This is a genomic window from Aureispira sp. CCB-QB1 (assembly GCF_000724545.1).
Lineage (GTDB): Bacteria > Bacteroidota > Bacteroidia > Chitinophagales > Saprospiraceae > Aureispira.
Map to the genome: position 1 here is coordinate 290601 of NZ_JHBV01000030.1, position 20139 is coordinate 310739.

At 35.5% G+C, this 20139-nt stretch carries 15 protein-coding genes; 8 read left to right on the plus strand and 7 right to left on the minus strand.

Going from position 1 to position 20139, the window contains the following annotated elements:
* Positions 1 to 23: 23 nt before the first annotated feature.
* The 4 genes from CG11_RS15650 to CG11_RS15665 all read left to right on the plus strand — a co-directional run bounded on the left by CG11_RS15650 (position 24) and on the right by CG11_RS15665 (position 2860).
* On the plus strand, positions 24 to 470 hold the full coding sequence (locus tag CG11_RS15650; RefSeq protein ID WP_052597722.1) for a hypothetical protein: 447 nt from the start codon (positions 24 to 26) through the stop codon (positions 468 to 470).
* A 66-nt stretch (positions 471 to 536) separates the two neighbouring features.
* Positions 537 to 953, plus strand: a complete 417-nt coding sequence (locus CG11_RS15655) for a hypothetical protein (RefSeq protein ID WP_052597723.1) — start codon at positions 537 to 539, stop codon at positions 951 to 953.
* 4 nt (positions 954 to 957) lie between these two features.
* Positions 958 to 1842 carry an FKBP-type peptidyl-prolyl cis-trans isomerase gene (locus CG11_RS15660; RefSeq protein WP_052597724.1) on the plus strand — a complete coding sequence of 295 codons (885 nt, stop codon included), beginning with the start codon at positions 958 to 960 and terminating at the stop codon, positions 1840 to 1842.
* Between the two features lie 13 nt (positions 1843 to 1855).
* On the plus strand, positions 1856 to 2860 hold the full coding sequence (locus tag CG11_RS15665; protein WP_156039793.1) for a tol-pal system YbgF family protein: 1005 nt from the start codon (positions 1856 to 1858) through the stop codon (positions 2858 to 2860).
* Between the two features lie 66 nt (positions 2861 to 2926).
* Here CG11_RS15665 and CG11_RS15670 read toward each other — a convergent pair whose 3' ends face one another.
* A complete protein-coding gene (locus tag CG11_RS15670) occupies positions 2927 to 4720 on the minus strand; it encodes an acyl-CoA dehydrogenase family protein (RefSeq protein ID WP_052597726.1) in 1794 nt (597 codons plus the stop codon).
* Between the two features lie 475 nt (positions 4721 to 5195).
* On the opposite strand from CG11_RS15670, the gene CG11_RS15675 reads away from it, so the two are divergent.
* Positions 5196 to 5963, plus strand: a complete 768-nt coding sequence (locus CG11_RS15675) for a TatD family hydrolase (RefSeq protein ID WP_052597727.1) — start codon at positions 5196 to 5198, stop codon at positions 5961 to 5963.
* A 115-nt stretch (positions 5964 to 6078) separates the two neighbouring features.
* On the opposite strand, the gene CG11_RS15680 is transcribed toward CG11_RS15675, so the two are convergent.
* Positions 6079 to 8463: an outer membrane beta-barrel family protein gene (locus CG11_RS15680; protein WP_052597728.1), complete on the minus strand. Its 2385-nt coding sequence runs from the start codon at positions 8461 to 8463 to the stop codon at positions 6079 to 6081.
* Positions 8464 to 8828: 365 nt separating this feature from the next.
* On the opposite strand from CG11_RS15680, the gene CG11_RS15685 reads away from it, so the two are divergent.
* Entirely contained in the window at positions 8829 to 9863 is a 1035-nt protein-coding gene (locus CG11_RS15685) for a sensor histidine kinase (protein WP_052597729.1), read from the plus strand.
* Here the strand turns inward: CG11_RS15685 and CG11_RS15690 are convergent.
* A complete protein-coding gene (locus CG11_RS15690; protein ID WP_052597730.1) occupies positions 9860 to 10555 on the minus strand; it encodes a LytTR family DNA-binding domain-containing protein in 696 nt (231 codons plus the stop codon). The two genes, CG11_RS15685 and CG11_RS15690, sit on opposite strands and share 4 nt — an antisense overlap.
* A gap of 140 nt (positions 10556 to 10695) precedes the next feature.
* Here CG11_RS15690 and CG11_RS15695 point away from each other — a divergent pair, with 140 nt between their 5' ends.
* Positions 10696 to 11130, plus strand: a complete 435-nt coding sequence (locus CG11_RS15695) for a DoxX family protein (RefSeq protein WP_052597731.1) — start codon at positions 10696 to 10698, stop codon at positions 11128 to 11130.
* A gap of 76 nt (positions 11131 to 11206) precedes the next feature.
* On the opposite strand, the gene CG11_RS15700 is transcribed toward CG11_RS15695, so the two are convergent.
* From CG11_RS15700 to CG11_RS15715, 4 genes are all read right to left on the minus strand, one after another.
* Positions 11207 to 12535: an ABC transporter permease gene (locus CG11_RS15700; protein WP_072011002.1), complete on the minus strand. Its 1329-nt coding sequence runs from the start codon at positions 12533 to 12535 to the stop codon at positions 11207 to 11209.
* Positions 12536 to 12541: 6 nt separating this feature from the next.
* Positions 12542 to 14314 (minus strand): ABC transporter permease subunit, encoded by a 1773-nt coding sequence (locus CG11_RS15705; RefSeq protein ID WP_052597732.1) that lies wholly within the window; start codon positions 14312 to 14314, stop codon positions 12542 to 12544.
* A 229-nt stretch (positions 14315 to 14543) separates the two neighbouring features.
* Positions 14544 to 15338 (minus strand): universal stress protein, encoded by a 795-nt coding sequence (locus CG11_RS15710; protein ID WP_052597733.1) that lies wholly within the window; start codon positions 15336 to 15338, stop codon positions 14544 to 14546.
* Positions 15339 to 15619: 281 nt separating this feature from the next.
* The gene (locus CG11_RS15715; RefSeq protein ID WP_052597734.1) at positions 15620 to 17185 is read right to left on the minus strand and encodes a response regulator; all 1566 of its coding nucleotides are present in this window, start codon (positions 17183 to 17185) and stop codon (positions 15620 to 15622) included.
* A 1095-nt stretch (positions 17186 to 18280) separates the two neighbouring features.
* Between CG11_RS15715 and CG11_RS15720 the strand changes: the two genes are divergently transcribed.
* Positions 18281 to 19891: a hypothetical protein gene (locus CG11_RS15720; RefSeq protein ID WP_063833126.1), complete on the plus strand. Its 1611-nt coding sequence runs from the start codon at positions 18281 to 18283 to the stop codon at positions 19889 to 19891.
* Positions 19892 to 20139: the final 248 nt, after the last annotated feature.

Sequence of the window (20139 nt, forward strand, 5' to 3'; positions counted from 1 at the left end):
GACCACTTGAAAAAAATACACTTATGTTATCAGGTATTAGACATGCTCATTCAGGGCTTCGATGGATTGTTCTTATTTTGCTACTTCTAGCCATTGCCAATGCTTTTAGTGGCTGGCGCAGTAAAAAATCTTATACTGACAAAGACAAAAAGATCCATCTTTTTGCCATGATTTTTGTTCACATCCAAGTACTTATTGGTTTTATATCTTATTATTTAAATTTAGGTGGCAAAGTCAACTTTGGAGCCATTAAAGAAAGCTCAATGATTCGATTTTTTACAGTCGAACATATGACCATGATGCTAATTGCCATGATTGTTATTACAATTGGGTTTAGCCGTTCTAAGAAAATAAAAGAAACCCCATTACGTTTTAGACTTGTTTTTATGACCTATTTAATTGGCTTGGTGCTCATTTTAGCTGGTATTCCTTGGCCATTTAGAGCAGCACTAGGTGCTGGTTGGTTCTAATTTGACTCCATTTTTTCTCTTCTAATTGCTACAACGGCAATTAGAAGAGGATTTAACGATATATCAATGGCTATACTAATCAATAAGTTATCTCTCTTTTTATTTGTTTTACTTTTTATAATCAGCTGCTCTCCTAAGCCTACCCAAACCCTAGATGAGCTTTATGAGAAAACGATTTTCACAACAGACACATCAAAAACTAAAGTAAAAACAGGCGACAAAGTTACTATTTATTACTGCCTCAAAAATAAAGATAAAGTCATTGCTAGTTCTGATGATGCCATTGAACCTTCTGTTATCACAATACCCCCAAACGAAAGTCTAGATAAATTCCAATATCCACTTACTTGGTTAGGATTAGGAGATAGTTGTGTCGCAACAATTGATGCTGCCGATGCAAAACTAGAATTATCTGCCTACAAAGAGCATTTTAATGCTGGAGACAAGGCAACATTTATATATAAAGTATTGAAGATTAACTAATTTTATGCGCCCCACCTTCTTTTTTCTATTATCAATTTTATTTATACTCAACAGCTGCCAACCCACCATTTGGCGCAAGCAAATCAAAGGCTTAAAGCCTTATAACAAACATGAATTTTGGTATGAAAAAGTTCCCAAAACATCCACTAATCGCCTTCCCAAAGTAGGTGAAGAAGTTCGAATTGACTATACCTTAAGAAAAGGAGATAAAATTTTAGATCATTCCTATGATAATGTTTATCCTGTTTTAGTACAAATTCCAGAAGAACGTTACGACAACTTTTTCACCAAAGCACTCAAATTGATGGCAGAAGGAGACAGCCTTCGATTGTTAATCCCTGCGGCAGAGGTTCCAGAGTTATTAGGTCAGTATGTATTAGAATTTGAAGAAGAAGATTTGGTTACATTTACTTATAAGATGCACCAAATTAAAAGCCAAGCTGATCTTCAAGCAGAAATTTTAGCAGAACAAGTTTACTTAGATTCTGTTCGTTTGAAAATTCCAGAGTTAATTGCTCAATTTGACAAAAAAGAACTCCCTAATTTACAGACAACGCCATCGGGTTTGTCCTATCTAATTTTTGAAAATGGAACAGGACCTAAAGCAGCTTTGGGCGATGCGGTTAGTGTTCATTATATTTGTTTTTCTAATACAGGAAAAATTGTTGACGATTCTTATACCAATATGGTTCCTTTGTCTTTTATTGTTGGAAGTCAATCTTTGATTGAAGGTTGGTCAGAAGGAACAACTTTATTAAGCCAAGGCGGAAAAGCAGTCTTGTTTATCCCTCCTAACTTGGCTTATGGTACTCAAGGCAATGGCGATGCCATTGCTCCCAACTCTTGGGTTATCTTTTTTATCGAGTTAATGGATGTTCAAAAAAAATAAAACTACTACCAAAATGAGATACTTACTTTTGCTACTCGTATTATTCGCATTTACAGCCTGTAATACAGAAAGAAACAATCAACGCGAGATAATTACAGGAATGGAAGCTGCTGTAGCTAAAAATACGGAAGATAAGTTTTTGCGTCCTTTGATTGCCAATTACCTCCAATATTACAAAGATTTTAAAGAAGATGAAATGGCACCTATTTATCTTTATCGTTGTGCTGTTTTGTACTATAGACTTCATAATCATGGAGAGGCATCCAAACATTTGGAAACGATTTTGAGAGAGTATCCCGAAACGCCTATTTTGGAAGATACCTATCTTTTTTTGGCAATGATTCAAGCCAGTCCTGTGGGAAGAAAATCTCGTGCCGAAGAAATATACAAGGAATATTTAGAAAAATATCCACAAGGTAAAGGTATTGCCGAAGCCAATTATTTTTTTCGACCAGAGAATGAGAAATTACAAGATCGAATTGACGAAGTATTAAAAGAAATTAACAGCCTTCCAAGAGGTGCTAGTCCTAGCGAAACGGTCTTAAAAAAATTGATGTTTTTATATGCTAATTTTGTTAAAAGCAATCCAGATAGTCCTCTATCGCCTACGTATTGCTTACAAGGGGCTCGGTTAGCTGTTCGCTTAGAGGAGCATTTGATTGCAATACAGTTTTTAGACAAGATCTATACAAGTTACCCTAAATTTGAACAATACGCTGATGCAATGTTGATGTTAGCCGTTGAATACGATACCAACATTACGCTTTATCTTCGCAAAAACAAGGTTGTTTCCTCTCCTTTAAATGATAATATTACAGCTGCCAAATTAAAAAATATGGATGTAATTGCAGAAGGGGGGAAATTATATAAAGAAATTATTGAGCGTTTCCCCAATTATGAAGTTGCGGAATCTGCTCGAAGTGGCTTAAAAAATCTAGGAAAAGAAACGGAAGCTGTTGTCGAAGAATTTATTCGAGTTCAAGACTCTATTCAAAATGCTACACTAAGCCCACAGTAAAATAAGAAGGCTGTTGAAGCACCTCGCTCCAACAGCCTTTTGTTATTTATTCGATACAACGTATGTTTATTTAAAACAGTATTGATTAGCCTCCAACAATTGATCTGCAATTGTTCGACGCAATTCTTTAGTATTCAAAAACTCATGCTTGGTAAAACGCTTAATTCCTAGCATAATCATACGCTTGGTGTCTCCATCCGCCCAAGCAGCAACTGCATTTTTAGCATGAATGCCACAACGTTCAATCGCATCGTTCACATACAATTGAGTCATTGCTATTTCTGACTTACAAGCTTCCTCTCCTCGAACACTGCATGCTTTTAGCGTTGCTAAAATAGCTGATTCACAGACATAAATTTCAGACATAATATCTGCTAAATTCATTAAGATTTCTTGCTCATCTTGTAATGCTTGCATTAATTTCTGAATGGTAGCTCCTGCTACTGCCAAAAATAGTTTTTTCAAGTTGGCAACATATTTTTTCTCATCTGCTAACAAACCACTTGCCATATCTCCCATTGAAGGCATTCCTGTCAATTCTTTTTGAACAGCCATAGCAGGAGTCATCATATCCATTTCTCCTTTTAGAACACGTTTCATCAACATATCCACTGTCAACATACGATTGATTTCGTTGGTACCTTCAAAAATACGATTGATACGAGCATCACGATAAGCACCAGCCATATGCATTTCTTCTGAATAGCCCATTCCACCATGAATCTGTAAACCTTCGTCTGCACAATAATCCAAGCATTCTGAACCATATACTTTCAAGATAGCACACTCGATAGCGTATTCTTCTGCTGCTCCCAACAAAGCATCTGCTAGAGGTTTTCCTTCTTCTGTCAACTTATGCTCCATTCGAGAAATATCTCTTCCTGCGCGATGCATTGCTGATTCTACAGCGTAAATACGAGTTGCTTGCTCTCCTAATTTGTATTTAATTGCTCCAAATTGACCAATATTTTTGCCAAATTGTTTGCGCTCATTAGCATATTGAATAGATAAAGTACTCAATGTTTTAGAAGCACCTAAAACGCCCGCACACAATTTGATACGACCAATATTCAAGATATTAAAAGCAATTTTGTGCCCTTTTCCTATTTCTCCCAACAAGTTTTCTACAGGAACTTTTACATTCTCGAAGAATACTTGACGAGTAGAAGAACCTTTAATTCCTAGCTTTTGCTCTTCTGCTCCTAAAGAAACACCTTCCCAGTCTTTTTCTATAATAAACCCTGTAAATTTATCTCCGTCTACTTGTGCAAATACGGTAAATACATCTGCAAATCCAGCATTTGTAATCCACATTTTTTGACCATTTACAATGTAGTGCTTTCCATCTTCAGACAATACCGCCTGAGTTTTGGCAGACAAAGCATCTGAACCAGATGTTGGCTCTGTCAAACAATAGGCAGCAAACTTATCTCCTGCAATGCAAGGTGGCAAATACTTTTGCTTCTGAGCCTCTGTACCAAAATACAAGATTGGCAACATTCCAATCCCTGTATGTGCTCCATGCGACAAGGAGAAAGAACGCGTAGGTGCCAAAGCTGCGGTCAAAGCCATGTTGGTCTCAAAGTTTTGCATAAACCCTCCATATTCCTCAGGAAATGAAGTTCCCAACAATCCCAAGTCACCAGCTTCTTTTAGTAGCTTTTTGGTCAACTCCAAATCTAATTTTTCAATTTGATCTGCAACAGGAAGTACCTTTTTATTCACAAACTCATTGGCCATTCCTAAGACCATATTCTGCTCTTCTGTCAAATCTTCTACTATAAATACACTGGAGGGATCTGTCTCTGTTATCAAGAACTCACCACCTTTCAATAGCTTTTGCTCTGTGTCCATCATCATAATTTTAATTGATTTAATTGTTTTGATGTATAATTGATTAACTTTTTGGTTAAATTTTCTTTCAAAGAAACGAACAAAACTAGTAAAATGTTCCGTAAAAAGAAATTTTCTTCTAAACTTTCAGTAAGTTTTGAAAATAAAATTTCTTTAACATTTTGCTAAAGCATTGTTAATATTTCCATTCGCTCCATTCAAACAGCAACGTAGTTCCTCTTTTCAACTCTATTTTATTACCATTCACAGGTTGCTCTTGAACTAATTTTGAGCGTTCGATGTTGGTAGCGATGAACAACAAAGTACATCAATAGCTTTGTACGACAACCATATACTTATACCATTCTCTATTGTTTTTTTTTATACCTTTGAGGCTTTTAAGCCAGTAGGCAAAAAATAATAATCCTCCATCTATTTGATAGATAGTCTATCAAATTATATCAACAATCATCAAAAATTATACTTATTCACAAATAACCTTATGTTAGTAGATACACACGCACATTTATACGCCTCTCAATTCAAAGATGATCGAGCAGAAATGATTCAACGTGCTTTTGATAATGGCATTGAGCATTTATTTTTACCCAATATAGACGCTCAATCTATCGACGGTATGCTAGCTTTAGAAAAAGCTTATCCCAATCAATGCCACGCTATGATGGGCTTACATCCTTGCTCTGTCGATGCTGATTATAAAAAAACACTCGCCATGATGGAAGAATGGTTCGACAAACGTCCTTTCTGTGCTGTTGGTGAAATTGGTTTGGATTATTACTGGAGTAAAGAGTTTGTTGCTGAACAAAAAGATGCATTTCGCACTCAATGTCGTTGGGCAAAAGAACTAGATATTCCTATTGTCATTCATGCCCGCGATTCGCTAGACGATTTAATTCAAATTGTAAGAGAAGAAAAAACCGCTAATTTTAGAGGTATTTTTCACTGTTTTGGAGGAAGTCTCGAACAAGCAAACCAAATCATTGAATTAGGTTTTTTAATGGGTCTAGGAGGTGTTTTAACTTTTAAAAAGGCAAACTTAGGTGCCGTTGTTGAACACATTGATCTAAAACACTTAGTTTTGGAAACGGATGCTCCTTATCTGACTCCAACTCCTTATCGTGGCAAGCGAAATGAAAGTGCTTATATTAAGATTATTGCCGAAAAACTAGCAGAAGTCAAAGGAATCTCCGTAGAAGAAGTCGGCAAGGTAACCAGTGCTACAGCCCTAGAACTGTTTGGTGTTCAATGATTGTTCTAACACTCATATACTTCTCTGAAAAATAAACGGAATAATATTAATGTTGAATGGTATCCAATAGTACCATTCAACATTAAGTATTTCTCAATTTTTGAATCCTTAAATCCTAACGACGGCGACCTCCCGAATACTCCATGGCTTCTCCTTTGCCAAATCCATAGCTAAATCCAAGCGTTATAAAACGTCCACGTTGTCCAAAACTATAGATATAAAAATCCTCTTGTTCTATTTCTGTTTCTCGAACACGAGTCGCAAAAAGATCTCGCACGCTCAAACTTATAACAGCTTTTCCTTTCAACAACTTTTTGCGAACGCCTAGATTCAAAGCAAAACTCTGCCCTACTGTACTTTGTACGGTTTTATATTTAGAACGGTAATCTCCCATCAGTTCAAAATCAATATCATAAGGCAATTGAAATTTCGTTGTTAATTTCGTTGACCACTGGTCTGCCTTAAAATCAAACTCTGCGGTACCAAAGGTTCCTTGACGGCTAAAATAGTTATAATTAAAATCACCATTAATCGTTAACCATTTCAATGGTGTATACTTCGCATTAAACTCTACTCCTGTCGCATTTCGTTGACCAATATTCATTGGCATAAATGTATTAACATTGTTCTCAAAAGTAGATACTCGTTCAATGACAGCTGTTGTATAACGATGGTAGACACTCAAATTCAAAGAGAGTTTATCTAGAATATAAATTCCTGTCAGTTCATACGAGTCTGTAAATTCTGGTAATAAATCAGGATTTCCAGAACGTATCGTAAAGTTATTTCGAATATTAAAGAAAGGGTTCAAATCCCATAACCTAGGTCTGAATATTCGGCGAGAATACCCCGCCTGCATAGAGAAACGTTCGTTAATTTTGTAAGAGGCATGGGCACTAGGAAACAGGTTGGTGTAATTTTGATTGTTCGCCTCGTTGGTATTCACCAAAAAGGTTCGTAGGTCGGTATTTTCTACTCTCAAACCTATTTTAACGCCCCATTTTTTATCTTCATAAGAGCCCGTTCCATAAAATGCCAATACTTTTTGATCGTATTCAAATACATTCGTTAGTCCTTGGTTCAGTACCCAGTTGTCATTAATCAGATCAGAAACAGCATAGTCATTGCTAATATCCATGATAACATATTGACTTCCCAACTCCATCTTAACTTTCTTACCAAAAGGCTTTACATAATCTGCCTGAAACGTATATCGTGCCTCTTTAAAAGCTGTATTGGTTTGTTGATAGTTATTCTCTAAATTTCCTGATGTGGTAATATTTTCAAACTCTGAATTTTGCGCTTTACTAAAGAAATTACCCAAAGCACTAATTTGTAGGGTATGTTCCTTGTTGTCTTTAAACTCCCCTTTATAAATCAATTCATATTGCCCTTTGGGATTGGTTGCCCCTGTCGTTTCTTTTCGATACCACTCTGCTACTGTAAAGTCATTGTTGTCTATCTCTTTAAAATTTGTTTGAGAGGGTTGGCTTTCTATTTCGTAAGCAAAGTTTCCTGATAAGGTTAGCACATTACGATCATTAATATGATAATCTGCTCCTAACAAAACATTAAAAAAAGTTTCGTTCCTATATTCCACTCCATCGCTCAAAATACTTGTTCCAGTAACTAAGTTTCGATTGATATTCTCATTATTTCTTGGCAAGGAACGATACCCTGCTCCTATTTGACTAAATAAATTAAATTTCTCTGTTCGTTGATTTAAACTAAACCCGATGCTATGGTTATGAGGATACCCCGTGTTTAAAGAAATGGAGCCGTTTACCCCCTTTCGCTCTTCTTTTTTTAGAACAATATTGATAATGCCAGCCGTTCCTTCAGCATCGTACTTAGCCGATGGATTGGTCACAACCTCTATTTTTTCAACCATATCAGCAGTGATTGTCCCCAAAGCATTGCTCTCATCGCTTGCCAAAATAGATGGTTTACCATTAATCAATATTTGTACCCCACTCGTTCCTCTCAAACTAACTTGCCCCTCAATATTCACATCGACAGAAGGCACATTATTTAATAACTCCAAGGCGCTTGCTCCCGTACTACTCAAATCCTTGCCAACATTAAATACTTTTTTATCCAACTTGAACTCCATTTGAGATTTTTCTGCACGCACAACCACATCTTCCAACACCTCTCCATCTTCTGAGAGTTCGATTGTTCCAACATCTATTTGATTTCCTTCTAGAGATAGGTTGCTTATTTTTTGCGTTTTGAATCCTATAAAGCTAATTTCGATGTAAAAATTATTAGAGTCTACTTCTAATTCAAAACTCCCATCTTCTTTTGTTGTTGTTCCTGTTATGAGTTGTTTCGTTTGCTGGTTTGCCACCATAATCGTCGCAAACTCGACGGGCTGTTGGCCACTTTTTTCGATGACTTTGCCAAATACTTTTAATGGCTTGGATTTTTGAGCCCATGCATTCTGCTCAAAAGCAAAAAACAGCACCATACAAAGTGTGAAACTAATGATCGTTTTCATTGTAACGAATTGTTTTAGATAAATTTATAGTGTTTAAAAGAGCAACTACCTAATCCCATAATCTTGTCATTTACTTTATCGATATCTTTGGTTTTTAGTGCTGCTTTACAAAGAACGAAGGATAATTCTAAAAAAGAAAATGAATTCTTTGAACAGCATTTTTAATTGGACAAACAACATTCTTAACTCATATTAGGGTAACTCCCTCCGTTGAACCACAAAAAACTGTCGTTTACCTGATTTGTGTTGAAATCACGCAAAAAAAAGTTGTTATTTGACATTGGTAATTCGATTATGCCAGATCATAAAATCGTTGCTTAGTCCTAAAACAGAATCATAACAACTAAAAAGTTAGTACACTACTAATGAAAGCGTATTTAGAAAAAATAGCCCCTTTTTTCAAAGAATTTATTTTCCAAACCATCCTAACTTTTTTGGTATTTATCTTCTATGCTATTGATCGAAAAAACCCTCAAATAGAAGCCTACGAAATTGCCTTTTTTTTGAGTTTGGCAACTTCTGCATTTCTAATTAACTACATCTTACTTCCCTGTTTTTTTTATGCAAAGAAGTATTTTCATTTTGTTGTAGGTTTAGGAATTGTCATTTTAGCCGCTGTATTGATGGAAGAACTCGTATTGGAGAAAATTTATTTTCCAGATACAAGAGGGCACCGATTTTCTAGTATTTTCTATACCTCAATCGGAATTTTGCCTGTTGTAACGATTCTAGTAGGGTTTAAATTTTGTTGGGATTTGATCGAACAGCAGCAACAACTAGAGCACCTAAAGGCGATTGTACAAGAAAGCGAATTGCAATATTTAAATTCTCAAATCAACCCTCATTTCTTATTTAACAACCTCAATAATTTATATGCTCACGCCATTGAAGAATCGCCTCAAACCCCTGAAATAATTTTAGATTTATCCGCTACACTGCGTTATATGCTGTACGACTGCAAGGCTACCTCAGTCCCATTAAAAAAAGAAATCGAACATCTAGAAAACTTTATTCGCATCAGCAAATTGCAAATTGAAGATAGAGGTCATATTCAATTCCACTACCCTGACTTAGCGCAATATTATGAGATTGCACCTTTAATCTTGATTGTTTTTGTTGAAAATGCCTTTAAACATAGTACTGCTAGTCAAGTGGCACAAATTACAATTAATGTTCAATTAGAAATCACTGCATCTGGATACTTAGAATTCACATGCACCAATTCTTTTGACAAACAATCCAATACAAAAAATTTATCGCATGGAATTGGTTTAGCTAACGTCAGAAAAAGACTACAATTACTCTATCCACAAAGCCATCAATTGGACATTCAAGAAAATGGGCAAATGTATCAAGTCTTTTTGTCCTTGCAATTGAAAAGCAAGCGCCCAGTACCCTAAGTTTTGTACAACTGATTAAGGAATGTTTCTTTGTAAGCTCTACCAATAGGAACTTTAGCTCCTCCTATCAGGTAAGCACAATTGCCAGATATTTTCTCAATATGCGCGGTATTAACGACAAAAGACTTTTGTATCCGTACAAATTGCTGGTTGTCCAAACATTCTTCCCAATAACGCAACGGTTCTGAAGATAGATATTTTTTCTGCGCCAAAAATAGCTCTGTATAATCTCCGTCAGATTTTATATATAAAATATCATTCACCTGAATCTTGATGTGATCGTATCCCGATTTTATAAATAAGGCATCTGGGAAAGTAGTTCTTTTTTCTGAATTAGAGGGGGGGATACTCTGAGGAATCTTGGCAATTGCCTTAACAAAACGTTGAAAAGAAAATGGCTTTAATAAATAATCTACAACACTCCATTCATAGCTTTCTAGCGCATAATCGGGAAATGCTGTCGTCAATATAATATGTGGCGGATTCGTGATTGTTTCTAAAAAATCAAGACCTGATATTTTAGGCAAGTGAATATCTAAAAAGATAACATCAACAGAGTTGGTTTGAAGAAAATTGATGGCTTCAATTCCATTCGAAAAAGTAGCGTCTAGTGTTAAAGCACCTACTTCACTGATGTACTTTTTCAAGATTCGCTGAGCAGGTGGTTGATCTTCTATTATAATACAATTCATTGTTCTATTGATAAGGAAAGTAAAAACAGAAAACAAAGTTTGTTCTCCTATTGTTCCAATTTCATAGCCTCATTGGCTCTAAAAAAGCTATATATCATTAATTATCAAAATAATCTTCTACAAATTAAATTATTCTTATAATGAAAGTACTTAATTTCCTCTTAATTGATTTGCCCCCTAGAAGCAAGGATGCAGGCTTACTTTTTTTACGTCTTATTATTGGTGGCGGAATGCTCTTTGGGCATGGAATTGGCAAGATGAAAATGCTCTTTGGAGGTGGAGCAATCTCTTTTCCTGATCCATTAGGAATGGGCGTTGAAATCTCTTTATTTTTAGCTGTTTTTGCGGAAGTACTCTGTTCTATTCTTATAATGCTAGGTTTATTTACTCGAGCAGCCCTAGTTCCGTTAATTTTTACAATGTTTGTTGCTTTATTTCTGGTTCATTTGTCAGACCCATTTCCAAAGCAAGAAAAAGCCATTCTGTATGGAGCGACTTATATTGCTTTATTTCTGCTTGGACCTGGACGTTATGCCTTGGACGAGCAACTAAAAAAGCGAATTGGAAAAAGATAATTTTTTTTGCAATTCGCTCAATCAGTTCTTAAGTTCAATGCTTATTTAAAAGCCCCTACTCTATAAGGGGCTGCCCTTATTCTCTTAATCGAGGATCAAGTGCTTCTGTTAAACCTTCTCCTATTAAATTGAAAATGGTTACCGTTATAAAAATGGCAAACCCTGGAAAAATTGCCAACCACCAAGCAGAGAATTTATCTCTTGATAGTTGTAATAATGATCCCCAAGTAACTTGATCATCTGGGATTCCTACTCCAATAAACGATAGAAAGGCTTCTGTTAGAATAGCCGTGGCTACTCCAAAAGCAATGGCAATCAAAACAGGTGCTAAAGCATTTGGCAAAGCATGGCGCCATATAATTCTAAACTCACTATATCCAAAAGCTTGAGCAGCTTCAATATATTCCAAACGTCGAATTCGAAGCAATTCTGCTCGAATAAATTTTGCGATACCTGTCCAACTTACAGTTCCAATAATAACCATAACAAATAGCACAGAAGGTTTTTCTATAATAGCAACGATGGCTAAAATTAAAATCAACAATGGAATCGAGTTTACTATTTCTATAAAACGCATCACAATAATATCTAAAGCAACCGTAACCTTTTTACCCAAGAAAGGAATTCGTTTTAGTGGTATTGCTAACAAATTCGCCAAAGATAACAAACCGATAAACCACGCAAATATAACGCCTAAACCGCTTAGTAAGCGCCCTTCTCCAATCAAATCAGCGATGACATAACCATTTGTAATAAATGCATAAAAAACAGCTAATATAAAACCAATTATATTCAAGGCAATTCTAATCCTAGAAACCTTCAAACGCTCATCACCAAAATACCCCGAAATAGCGCCAAAAAACAATCCAATCAATGTTGCTATAGACATCGCAACCAAACCAACCAACATAGCAGTTCTAGTTCCATGAATCATTCCTGCTGCTACATCTTGTCCAATTCGTTCTGTTCCCAAATAGTGCCAACCTCGGTTTGTCCCCTCCTCAAAATTTTGCTCTCCAAATGGGCTTTTGAATTTATTATTTTGAGCATCTCTGGTTGTTGCAGAGTAAGTAATTGGAGGAAAGATAGCGTAGTCATAGTCCTGCTCTAACCATTTGGTCGAGATAAATTTTTCGTCCCATGTGGACAAACCTAAATCAACTAAGTATTGATGAAAAATAGGAAAGTGGGTCTCTCCATCTAGTTCACAATAAAATGGACGTTCGTTCGCTATAAAATCAGCAGAAATGGCTATAAACAATATCACATAAAAAACACGTAACGACCATACAGCCAACCTATTTTTGAAAAACTGTTTTCGAACAATTGCCCAATAGCTTCTATCTTCCGACTCTTCAATCGCCTTAGCTATTATATCCGTTCTTTTTTTATTTAGAAAAAACATACTTATTTATTTAAAAGATACACGTGGGTCCACAATAGCATATAAAATATCTGCAATCAAATTACCAATCATGGTCAGTATGGCGGCAAACATTACAATTGTAAACACAACAGGCCAATCTCTTGATGTAATAGACATCAATACTAGTTGTCCCATTCCTGGTATGGCATAAATCAACTCGATGGCAATAGACCCCGACAATGCTCTTGGAAAAACCGAACTAAACAACGTAATAATTGGGAATAAAGAATTTCTAAAAGCGTGTTTCCAAACTACTTTTCGTTCGCTCAATCCTTTGGCTCTTGCCGTACGAATATAATCTTGGCGAATAACGCCCAGCATAGAGCCTCTCATTTGACGTGATAAATAAGCAAACGAACCATACGTGATGCAGAAAATTGGCAGGGCAAGGTGGTGTGCTGCATCCCAAAATTTCATCCATGTAGTAGCATTAGGATCTTCTACCAAATCCAAATCTTGAGCCCCACTAGTCGGAAACCAATCTAATAACTCGCTGTATTCTGCGGTAGTAAAGAAAACTAATAAAATCGTCCCAATCCAAAAACTTGGCAAGGAATACAGAATGAACAACACCGCTGTATTAATGTTATCAATCACCTTTTTTCCTTTTAGTTTCCACAAAGCACTCTTAACCCCCAAAGGGATAGAAATCAAATAGGAAATTAAGATGGCAAAAAAGTTCATGATCAAAGTCCAATACAAAGCATCCTTCATTTTGAGTGACACCTGCTTTCGATCAATATAAGAAAGCCCAAAATCACCTCTTAAAAATCCTTTACTAGCATATCTAGTCAAATTGGCAGACAAACTATCTCGTTCAGAAGACAAGACATTCAAAGATGCCTTTAAAGCTTCCTGATCCTGTAAGTATTGTTCAATTTGTAGTTCATTGGTTGCAAACACTTGACGCAAACTATCTGGATTGGCATTCGTCGTCGCACTATCTAATTCTTGCTGAATCGTATAATTTCGACCTCTCAGCTTACTAATAGAGTTATTTAGACGTCTTTTTTGAGGCACTAAATCTGTAATTTCAGTAGACAATTCCTCTATTCTATAATGGCTAGAACTATCTACTTTGCTAAACCAAGGATAATCGCCAAACATCCAAGTGTGATATTGAGAGTTGAGACCATACCATCGAACCGCAGGAAGATACAATTGTAATCTAGTGGGATTGTTTTTTAGATAGTTATATTTATCAATCAAACTATTCCAATCTTCTCGAATAGATTCCATGCCATTGTTTGGGGTTGCCAAAGAATCTTTTAGTAAATTCAGTTTAAACTGAATGGCACCATCTTCATACTCATTAAACAAATCATTAATACAGTTTCTTGCTGTACGTTGTGTAGAATATCGAGCATCTTCAACATCTGCAGATTTGTAATGGATAGCTTTTAACGTTTCGTAATAATCCATTACAGCTGCCGAATTTCCATATTCATCAATCAATCGACTAATGGTTTCTCGATGGTTTCGTTTGTTGATCGTGTATAAATCGGTAGGATAAGCCGCAGAAGTAAACAAGAAATAAAAAGCAGGCTTGTCCAAGCCCAAACTTGCCGCCACCTGTGCATATGCTTTTTCTCCGTTAACCAAATCAGATCGTTGTCCAACGCCATTGCTATCATTTCCTCCCATTACAACCAACACAGGGTCACCTGGCGCCATTTTACTTAAACCAAAAATAAGTAGAGAAATGACAAAAAAGGTTGGAATAAAAATCAATATACGTTTAATGATATATTGAAACATTGTTTCTTATTATGTGTGTATTAGCCTATAAAATTTACGATGATTTTGGTTGTTCCAAACAACCTTTTAGACTCCTATTATTTTTCCATAGAGTCTATTTCTCCTAAGAGCCTTCAAAAATAGAGAATCCTTTTGTATTTAAGGAACTTTGTTTGAACGATTTTAAAGAAAGTTGTTTGTCTTACGCCCTATGACGAGAATTCTCCTTCTTTCTGTCTTCCTTTAGAATCTATCCTTGAGATGCCCCTTTTTTTAGTACCAACAAAGGGATAATCGTCTCAAAAGCCATCTTTTGAGCTTTGCTATATTGTAGTATCTTTTGAAATGTATTTCGAACAGACGCAACTGTGACTAGCAAGTGAAGGTTATTATTATACGAAAAAGCATGCAAAGCAGACGCATAATCCTCTATCACCACATGGTTTTCGCCTTCAACATCGTCATACTTTCCTTGTGGTAAATGAGTTACGTATAATTTAGCTTTAAAAGCTGCGGCAATTTCTTTTACTCTAGGATATACCGCTTGCCAAGCTGGGTTGACAGGAGTAACGTAGGCAATGTTTTTAATTTCTTGAAAAACGATTCCTTTAGGAACAACCAAAACGGGTACATTTACAACGGCTTCTATGGTTGTAGAAATGATGGTCCCCCAAATAATTTTCTTAAAACTACTGCTACTATCTTTCGTTCCTATAACAATCAAATCCAAATCTTTCTGCTGGTTGGCATAGGTAGCAATCATTTCTTTAGCATATCCCAACTCTACTTCTTGGCTAACTTTCACCTGTTCTACTTCAAACTCATTCAACCAATTTTGAAGCATACGCTGAGCAGCCTGTTTCTGTTCTTGTAACAGTTGATGCCGCAAAATTCCAGGTACTAAAATATCCATATTAGGCTCACAGATATGCAGCAAATCAATTTCAGCTCCAAATCGTCGAGCAATTGCAAGAGTGTATTCAAAAGCTTTTTTGGAACTTTCGCTACAACTAGTTGGAAATAGTATTTTTTTAATCGTTGGCATATTAATTTATCTGTAAAACCTGTTTAATAGATGAGCTTTATTACCTATATTAAGATTCAAAATAGCATTGCAGGACAATATACTATATCTTCATTCAAAAATCAAGCTTTGTAATTTTTTATATTAGAGATTATTACCGTGCAATAGAACACATGTATAAGATTTTTTTTTGCAAGGCAAAAGGTATTTTGGGTTTTCTCTGCGTTCTCTAATTAGATAGTTAAAAATGGCTATTCCTAAACGAAATAGCCATTTTTTTGAAGAACAATATAGTCTGTCAATTATAATTTGCGGCTTCTCAACTTAATAATTGGTATGATGATTTCTTCCAAAGAAATCCCTCCATGTTGAAAAGTATTTTGATAATATTTATTGTAATGATTATAATTATTAGGGTAAAGGAAAAATTTATTGTTTTTAGCAAAAATAAACGTCGAACTTACATTAGGCGTAGGCAGTTTAGCATCAGCAGGGCGGCGTACATCTAGTACGTCTTTGCGATCGTATTGCAAATTTTTTCCTACTTTATAACGCAAATTAGTCGTTGTTTCTCTATCTCCAACAACTTTAGACGGCTCGTTGACACGAATACTGCCATGATCTGTTCCTATGAATAACTGAACATCGTGTTCGGCTATAATTTTTAGTGCCTCCCAAATCGCAGAGTGAGAGAACCAAGAACGTGTCAAAGAACGATATGCTTTTTCGTCACTTGCCAATTCTTTTAAAATTTCCATTTCTGTACGAGCATGAGACAACATATCTATAAAGTTATAGACAATGGCTGTAAAATCATTATTCAAGCAATTCTGAATCGTATCCACCAACTGCTTGCCTTTGTCTACAGTAGTTACTTTATAATAAGCGTGTTTAACAGGTTTGCGGAAAGTACGTCGAATTTGCTCTGAAAGCAATTTTTCTTCGTGCATATTTTTGCCACCTTTCTCATTGTCATTCAACCAATAATCGGGATAATACTCTTGAATTTCGCTTGGCATCAAACCTGCAAAAATGGAGTTACGACTATACTGCGTTGTCGTTGGCAAGATGCTATAAAAATAATCTTCTTCTTCGATTCTATAATACTCCGACACAATCGGCTCTATCATTTTCCATTGGTCGTAACGCAAATTATCTAACAACAAAAAGAAGGTTGGTCGATCTGAATTCACATCAGGAAAAACCATAGACCGCAGCAAATCATGCGACATAACGGGCGCATCATCATCGTTATTGATCCAATGCAAATAATTGCGCTCTACATATTTTGAAAACTCTGCATTTGCTTGCTCTTTTTGAGTAGCCAGAATTTCCGCCATGCTTGTTGTATTGGATTCATCCAATTTGAGTTCCCAATGAATGATCTTTTTATAAATTTCTGCCCATTCTTGAAATTCTAGACCACTATTGATTTCCATAAAAATTTTCCGAAATTCTTGCTGATAATCTGTAGCCGTTTGTTCGCGCACCAAGCGATCTGAGTCAATCAATTTGCGAATTGAAGTCAATATTTGTACAGGGTTAACTGGTTTGATTAGATAATCGCTAATCTGAGAACCAATAGCCTGTTCCATAACGCCCTCTTCTTCATTTTTGGTAATCATAACCACGGGCACACTTGGCAATATTTCTTTGATTCTAGGCAAGGTTTCTAACCCTGTTATACCTGGCATACTTTCATCCAAAAAGATGACATCAATGTTTCCCATATGCTCCTCGACTTCCTCTATTGCATCGTGACCATTCGATACCGTAATCACTTTGTAGCCTTTTTTTTCTAGAAACATAATTTGAGGCTTGAGCAATCTAATCTCATCATCAGCCCACAGTATTGTGATATTGTCCATTTAGCTTAAGAATTTGTAAAAGTGAAATAACACTACTTTTCTCTTACAATAAGAGATCATTTGTGTTGTTTATTTATAAATGCCTTGAAAGTGTAGAGGTACGCTCAATAAGCTTGGTTTATTTTTATTTAGTTGTCCATTAACTCCTTCTAATCTTACCTGTTTCACACAAGTCTGTTTGTTACAAATACCTCAACAATTTTTTAGAGATATATTCTTATAACTCCATAGATGGTATTTAAGTATTGACCAAACTATTTTTATTGCTCCCTGTATGCATTTATTAGATTGCAACTAAACATAGTTAAGATGTAATTTTAATGGCTTCTTGTTTCTTGATTTATTCTAATTGGTTAGAATAGAATGACACGTTTTTGCAAGTGCTGGCTAAAGATAGTCTTTAAACTTAAAAAAATCAAGTTTAGTATAATGAATACTTCGTGTATTTTTTCATTTTCTAGACAAAAAAGAAAATCTCTCTTACATCAAATTAATTATCAAAACATTAGCAATTTTAGATTTCTTAAAACGCATCACGCTCATACAATACAACCCAATGAACTAAACAGCAGTTATCTAATGACATAAGCCTACTTACAATAAAGTTAACTTTTTGCCCCCTTTAAACCACCTACATACACACCTACTAATCAACACAAAATAAAAAATAATTAAATAAATAAAATTTTAAATAAATGTATAATACATTTCATTTTCTTAGTTTTTCATATTATATTAACCTATAATTGAAGAAACGAAATTTGCATAACCCTCAAAAAATGTCTTATTTCCCCTGTACCTCTCAAATTAAATACCCGTGATTTTGTCTGAATGTCCCTTACAGACAAATCAGAATCCTACTACTTACACCTGTCCATAATTCCATTTATTCCCCAACTTGTTGTAAGTAAATTCCTCTTTTAAAACCTCCCCTTCAATATTAAAAAATAGCTCTTGTTAAATGTAACGACATTTCAACAACAGGTTTCCTATGTCCATAACATTACTTAACCACCAAACCTAACAAATATGAATATGAAACATTTACACCAATTCGTACTTCTAACTTTTTTCTATTTTTTATCTTATTCTACCATGGGTCAAACAAGACCTGATAGTGATGGCAATACACAACAATCAGGCACTTGTCTGGGGTGTACTATTAGCAATGCAATACAAGCTAGAGATGCTTCTTCTACCACCTTTGCGACTTTTGATGTTACAGGGTTACCCGTAGGCATTTTAGGTTTTCTCTCTAGAGATTATAATTTTAGCTCTAACCTTTCTATCGATGAAGAAATTACTATTGATTTCCAATTTTCGGACAATAGCTTATTAGCCTCTCTAGGAACAAATGTTGCCACAGCAATTATTTTCGATCGCTTACAGATAGAATTACTGGATGGTACCAATTCAATTGCGACATATGGTGGCAACGGCTTGCTTTCTAACCTTGCTACGGTAGACGTTCTCAACCCATCTACAGGTAGTTTTCAAGTCATTATAAAAGTCCCTGCTAACAATGTCAACAAAATATGTATTAAAACAGGAGCGTTGGTTTCTCTTGGAGCAGGCGTCAGCCCATCCAATTTGCTTGTATACGACATACGTTCCTCAATCACCAATCGTTATTATGCATCTAGATTTACAGGCAACTCTGGGCAAGTTGGTGCTTCTTTATTGTCTTGTATCAGTTGTGGTGTAACTCAAGAGGCTTTGGCTACAACCTACCTGTCTGACCCCAATTTAGAATACGCTCGCTATAGATGGGATTTAGGGCTTACGTTATTGGGTTCAGAGTATCAATTCGCAGAGTTTGACTGGGGCGCAAGTCCTAATTACAATTTTTTGGGTGACCAAGATGGTATTCCAGATGCGCTCGTACTCACTCTACAAGAATCTAATGTAGCAGATTTAGGCTTATCAGACTTAGGACTCAACTTATGGAACTCAGGAGGAATTGAGCTTTTTGTCACGTATACTGATCTAACAACTGAAACGTATAATAACCTTTCCAATTTTTTAACAGCCAAAGCATTGGGACTACATTCTGGTAGATTTGATATCATATTTCATATACCATCTAGCAAAACTGTCGATCAAATTGAAGTAAGGCGAGTTGCCCCAACAGCGGGCTTATTTTCTGAATTAAGATTATATTCCATATATAGCATCCCCAACGATTTACTACCTTTGGAGCTTGAAGCATTTGATGCGGTACAACACAAAAATTGTGTACAATTAAATTGGTCGACCCAACAGAAAGATATAGACTATTTTGAAATTGAACATTCTACTGACGCCATAGAATTTACTTCTTTAGGCGTAGTTGCTGCAACTAGTGCCTCTCTCTATACTTTTACTGATAACCAACCTGTACCAGCTCACAACTATTATCGGTTAAAAGTTATCGATGAATATGAGGAAGTTCAATACTCTCCTATTAAGAATGTTCATTTTAATGTTCCCAACTCTTACCACATTTATGCACAACAGAACCAACTCTTTATCAAAAACAATACTCCAATAACTGAAAAAGCCATTATTACTATAATGGATCTAAATGGTCGTGTCGTAAAACAATTGATCCAAAACAAAGAAGAGCGGCTTACTATCGTAGATTGCAGCACTTTAGGGCAGTTATTTGCCATTAGAATCAAAAACTCTCAAGGGCAGTTTACTAAATTAATTTCCATCGTAGAGTAAATAGATTCCCCTCACAAAGAGTAAACATATCTTTGCGAGGGGATATTTTGTTAGTGTCTTATTCTTTTTTCATAAAAATAGATTGACCAAAAACAATAAAAACCATAAACAATTACTAATCAACCAATATTAAATCAACTAAAATAAAATACTAATAAAAAAAACTCGTAACAACACTTGTTTTTTTATATTTTTTTTATTACATTTATATAAAGTGAGGAATCCTACAAAGGAATTCACTACTTTCT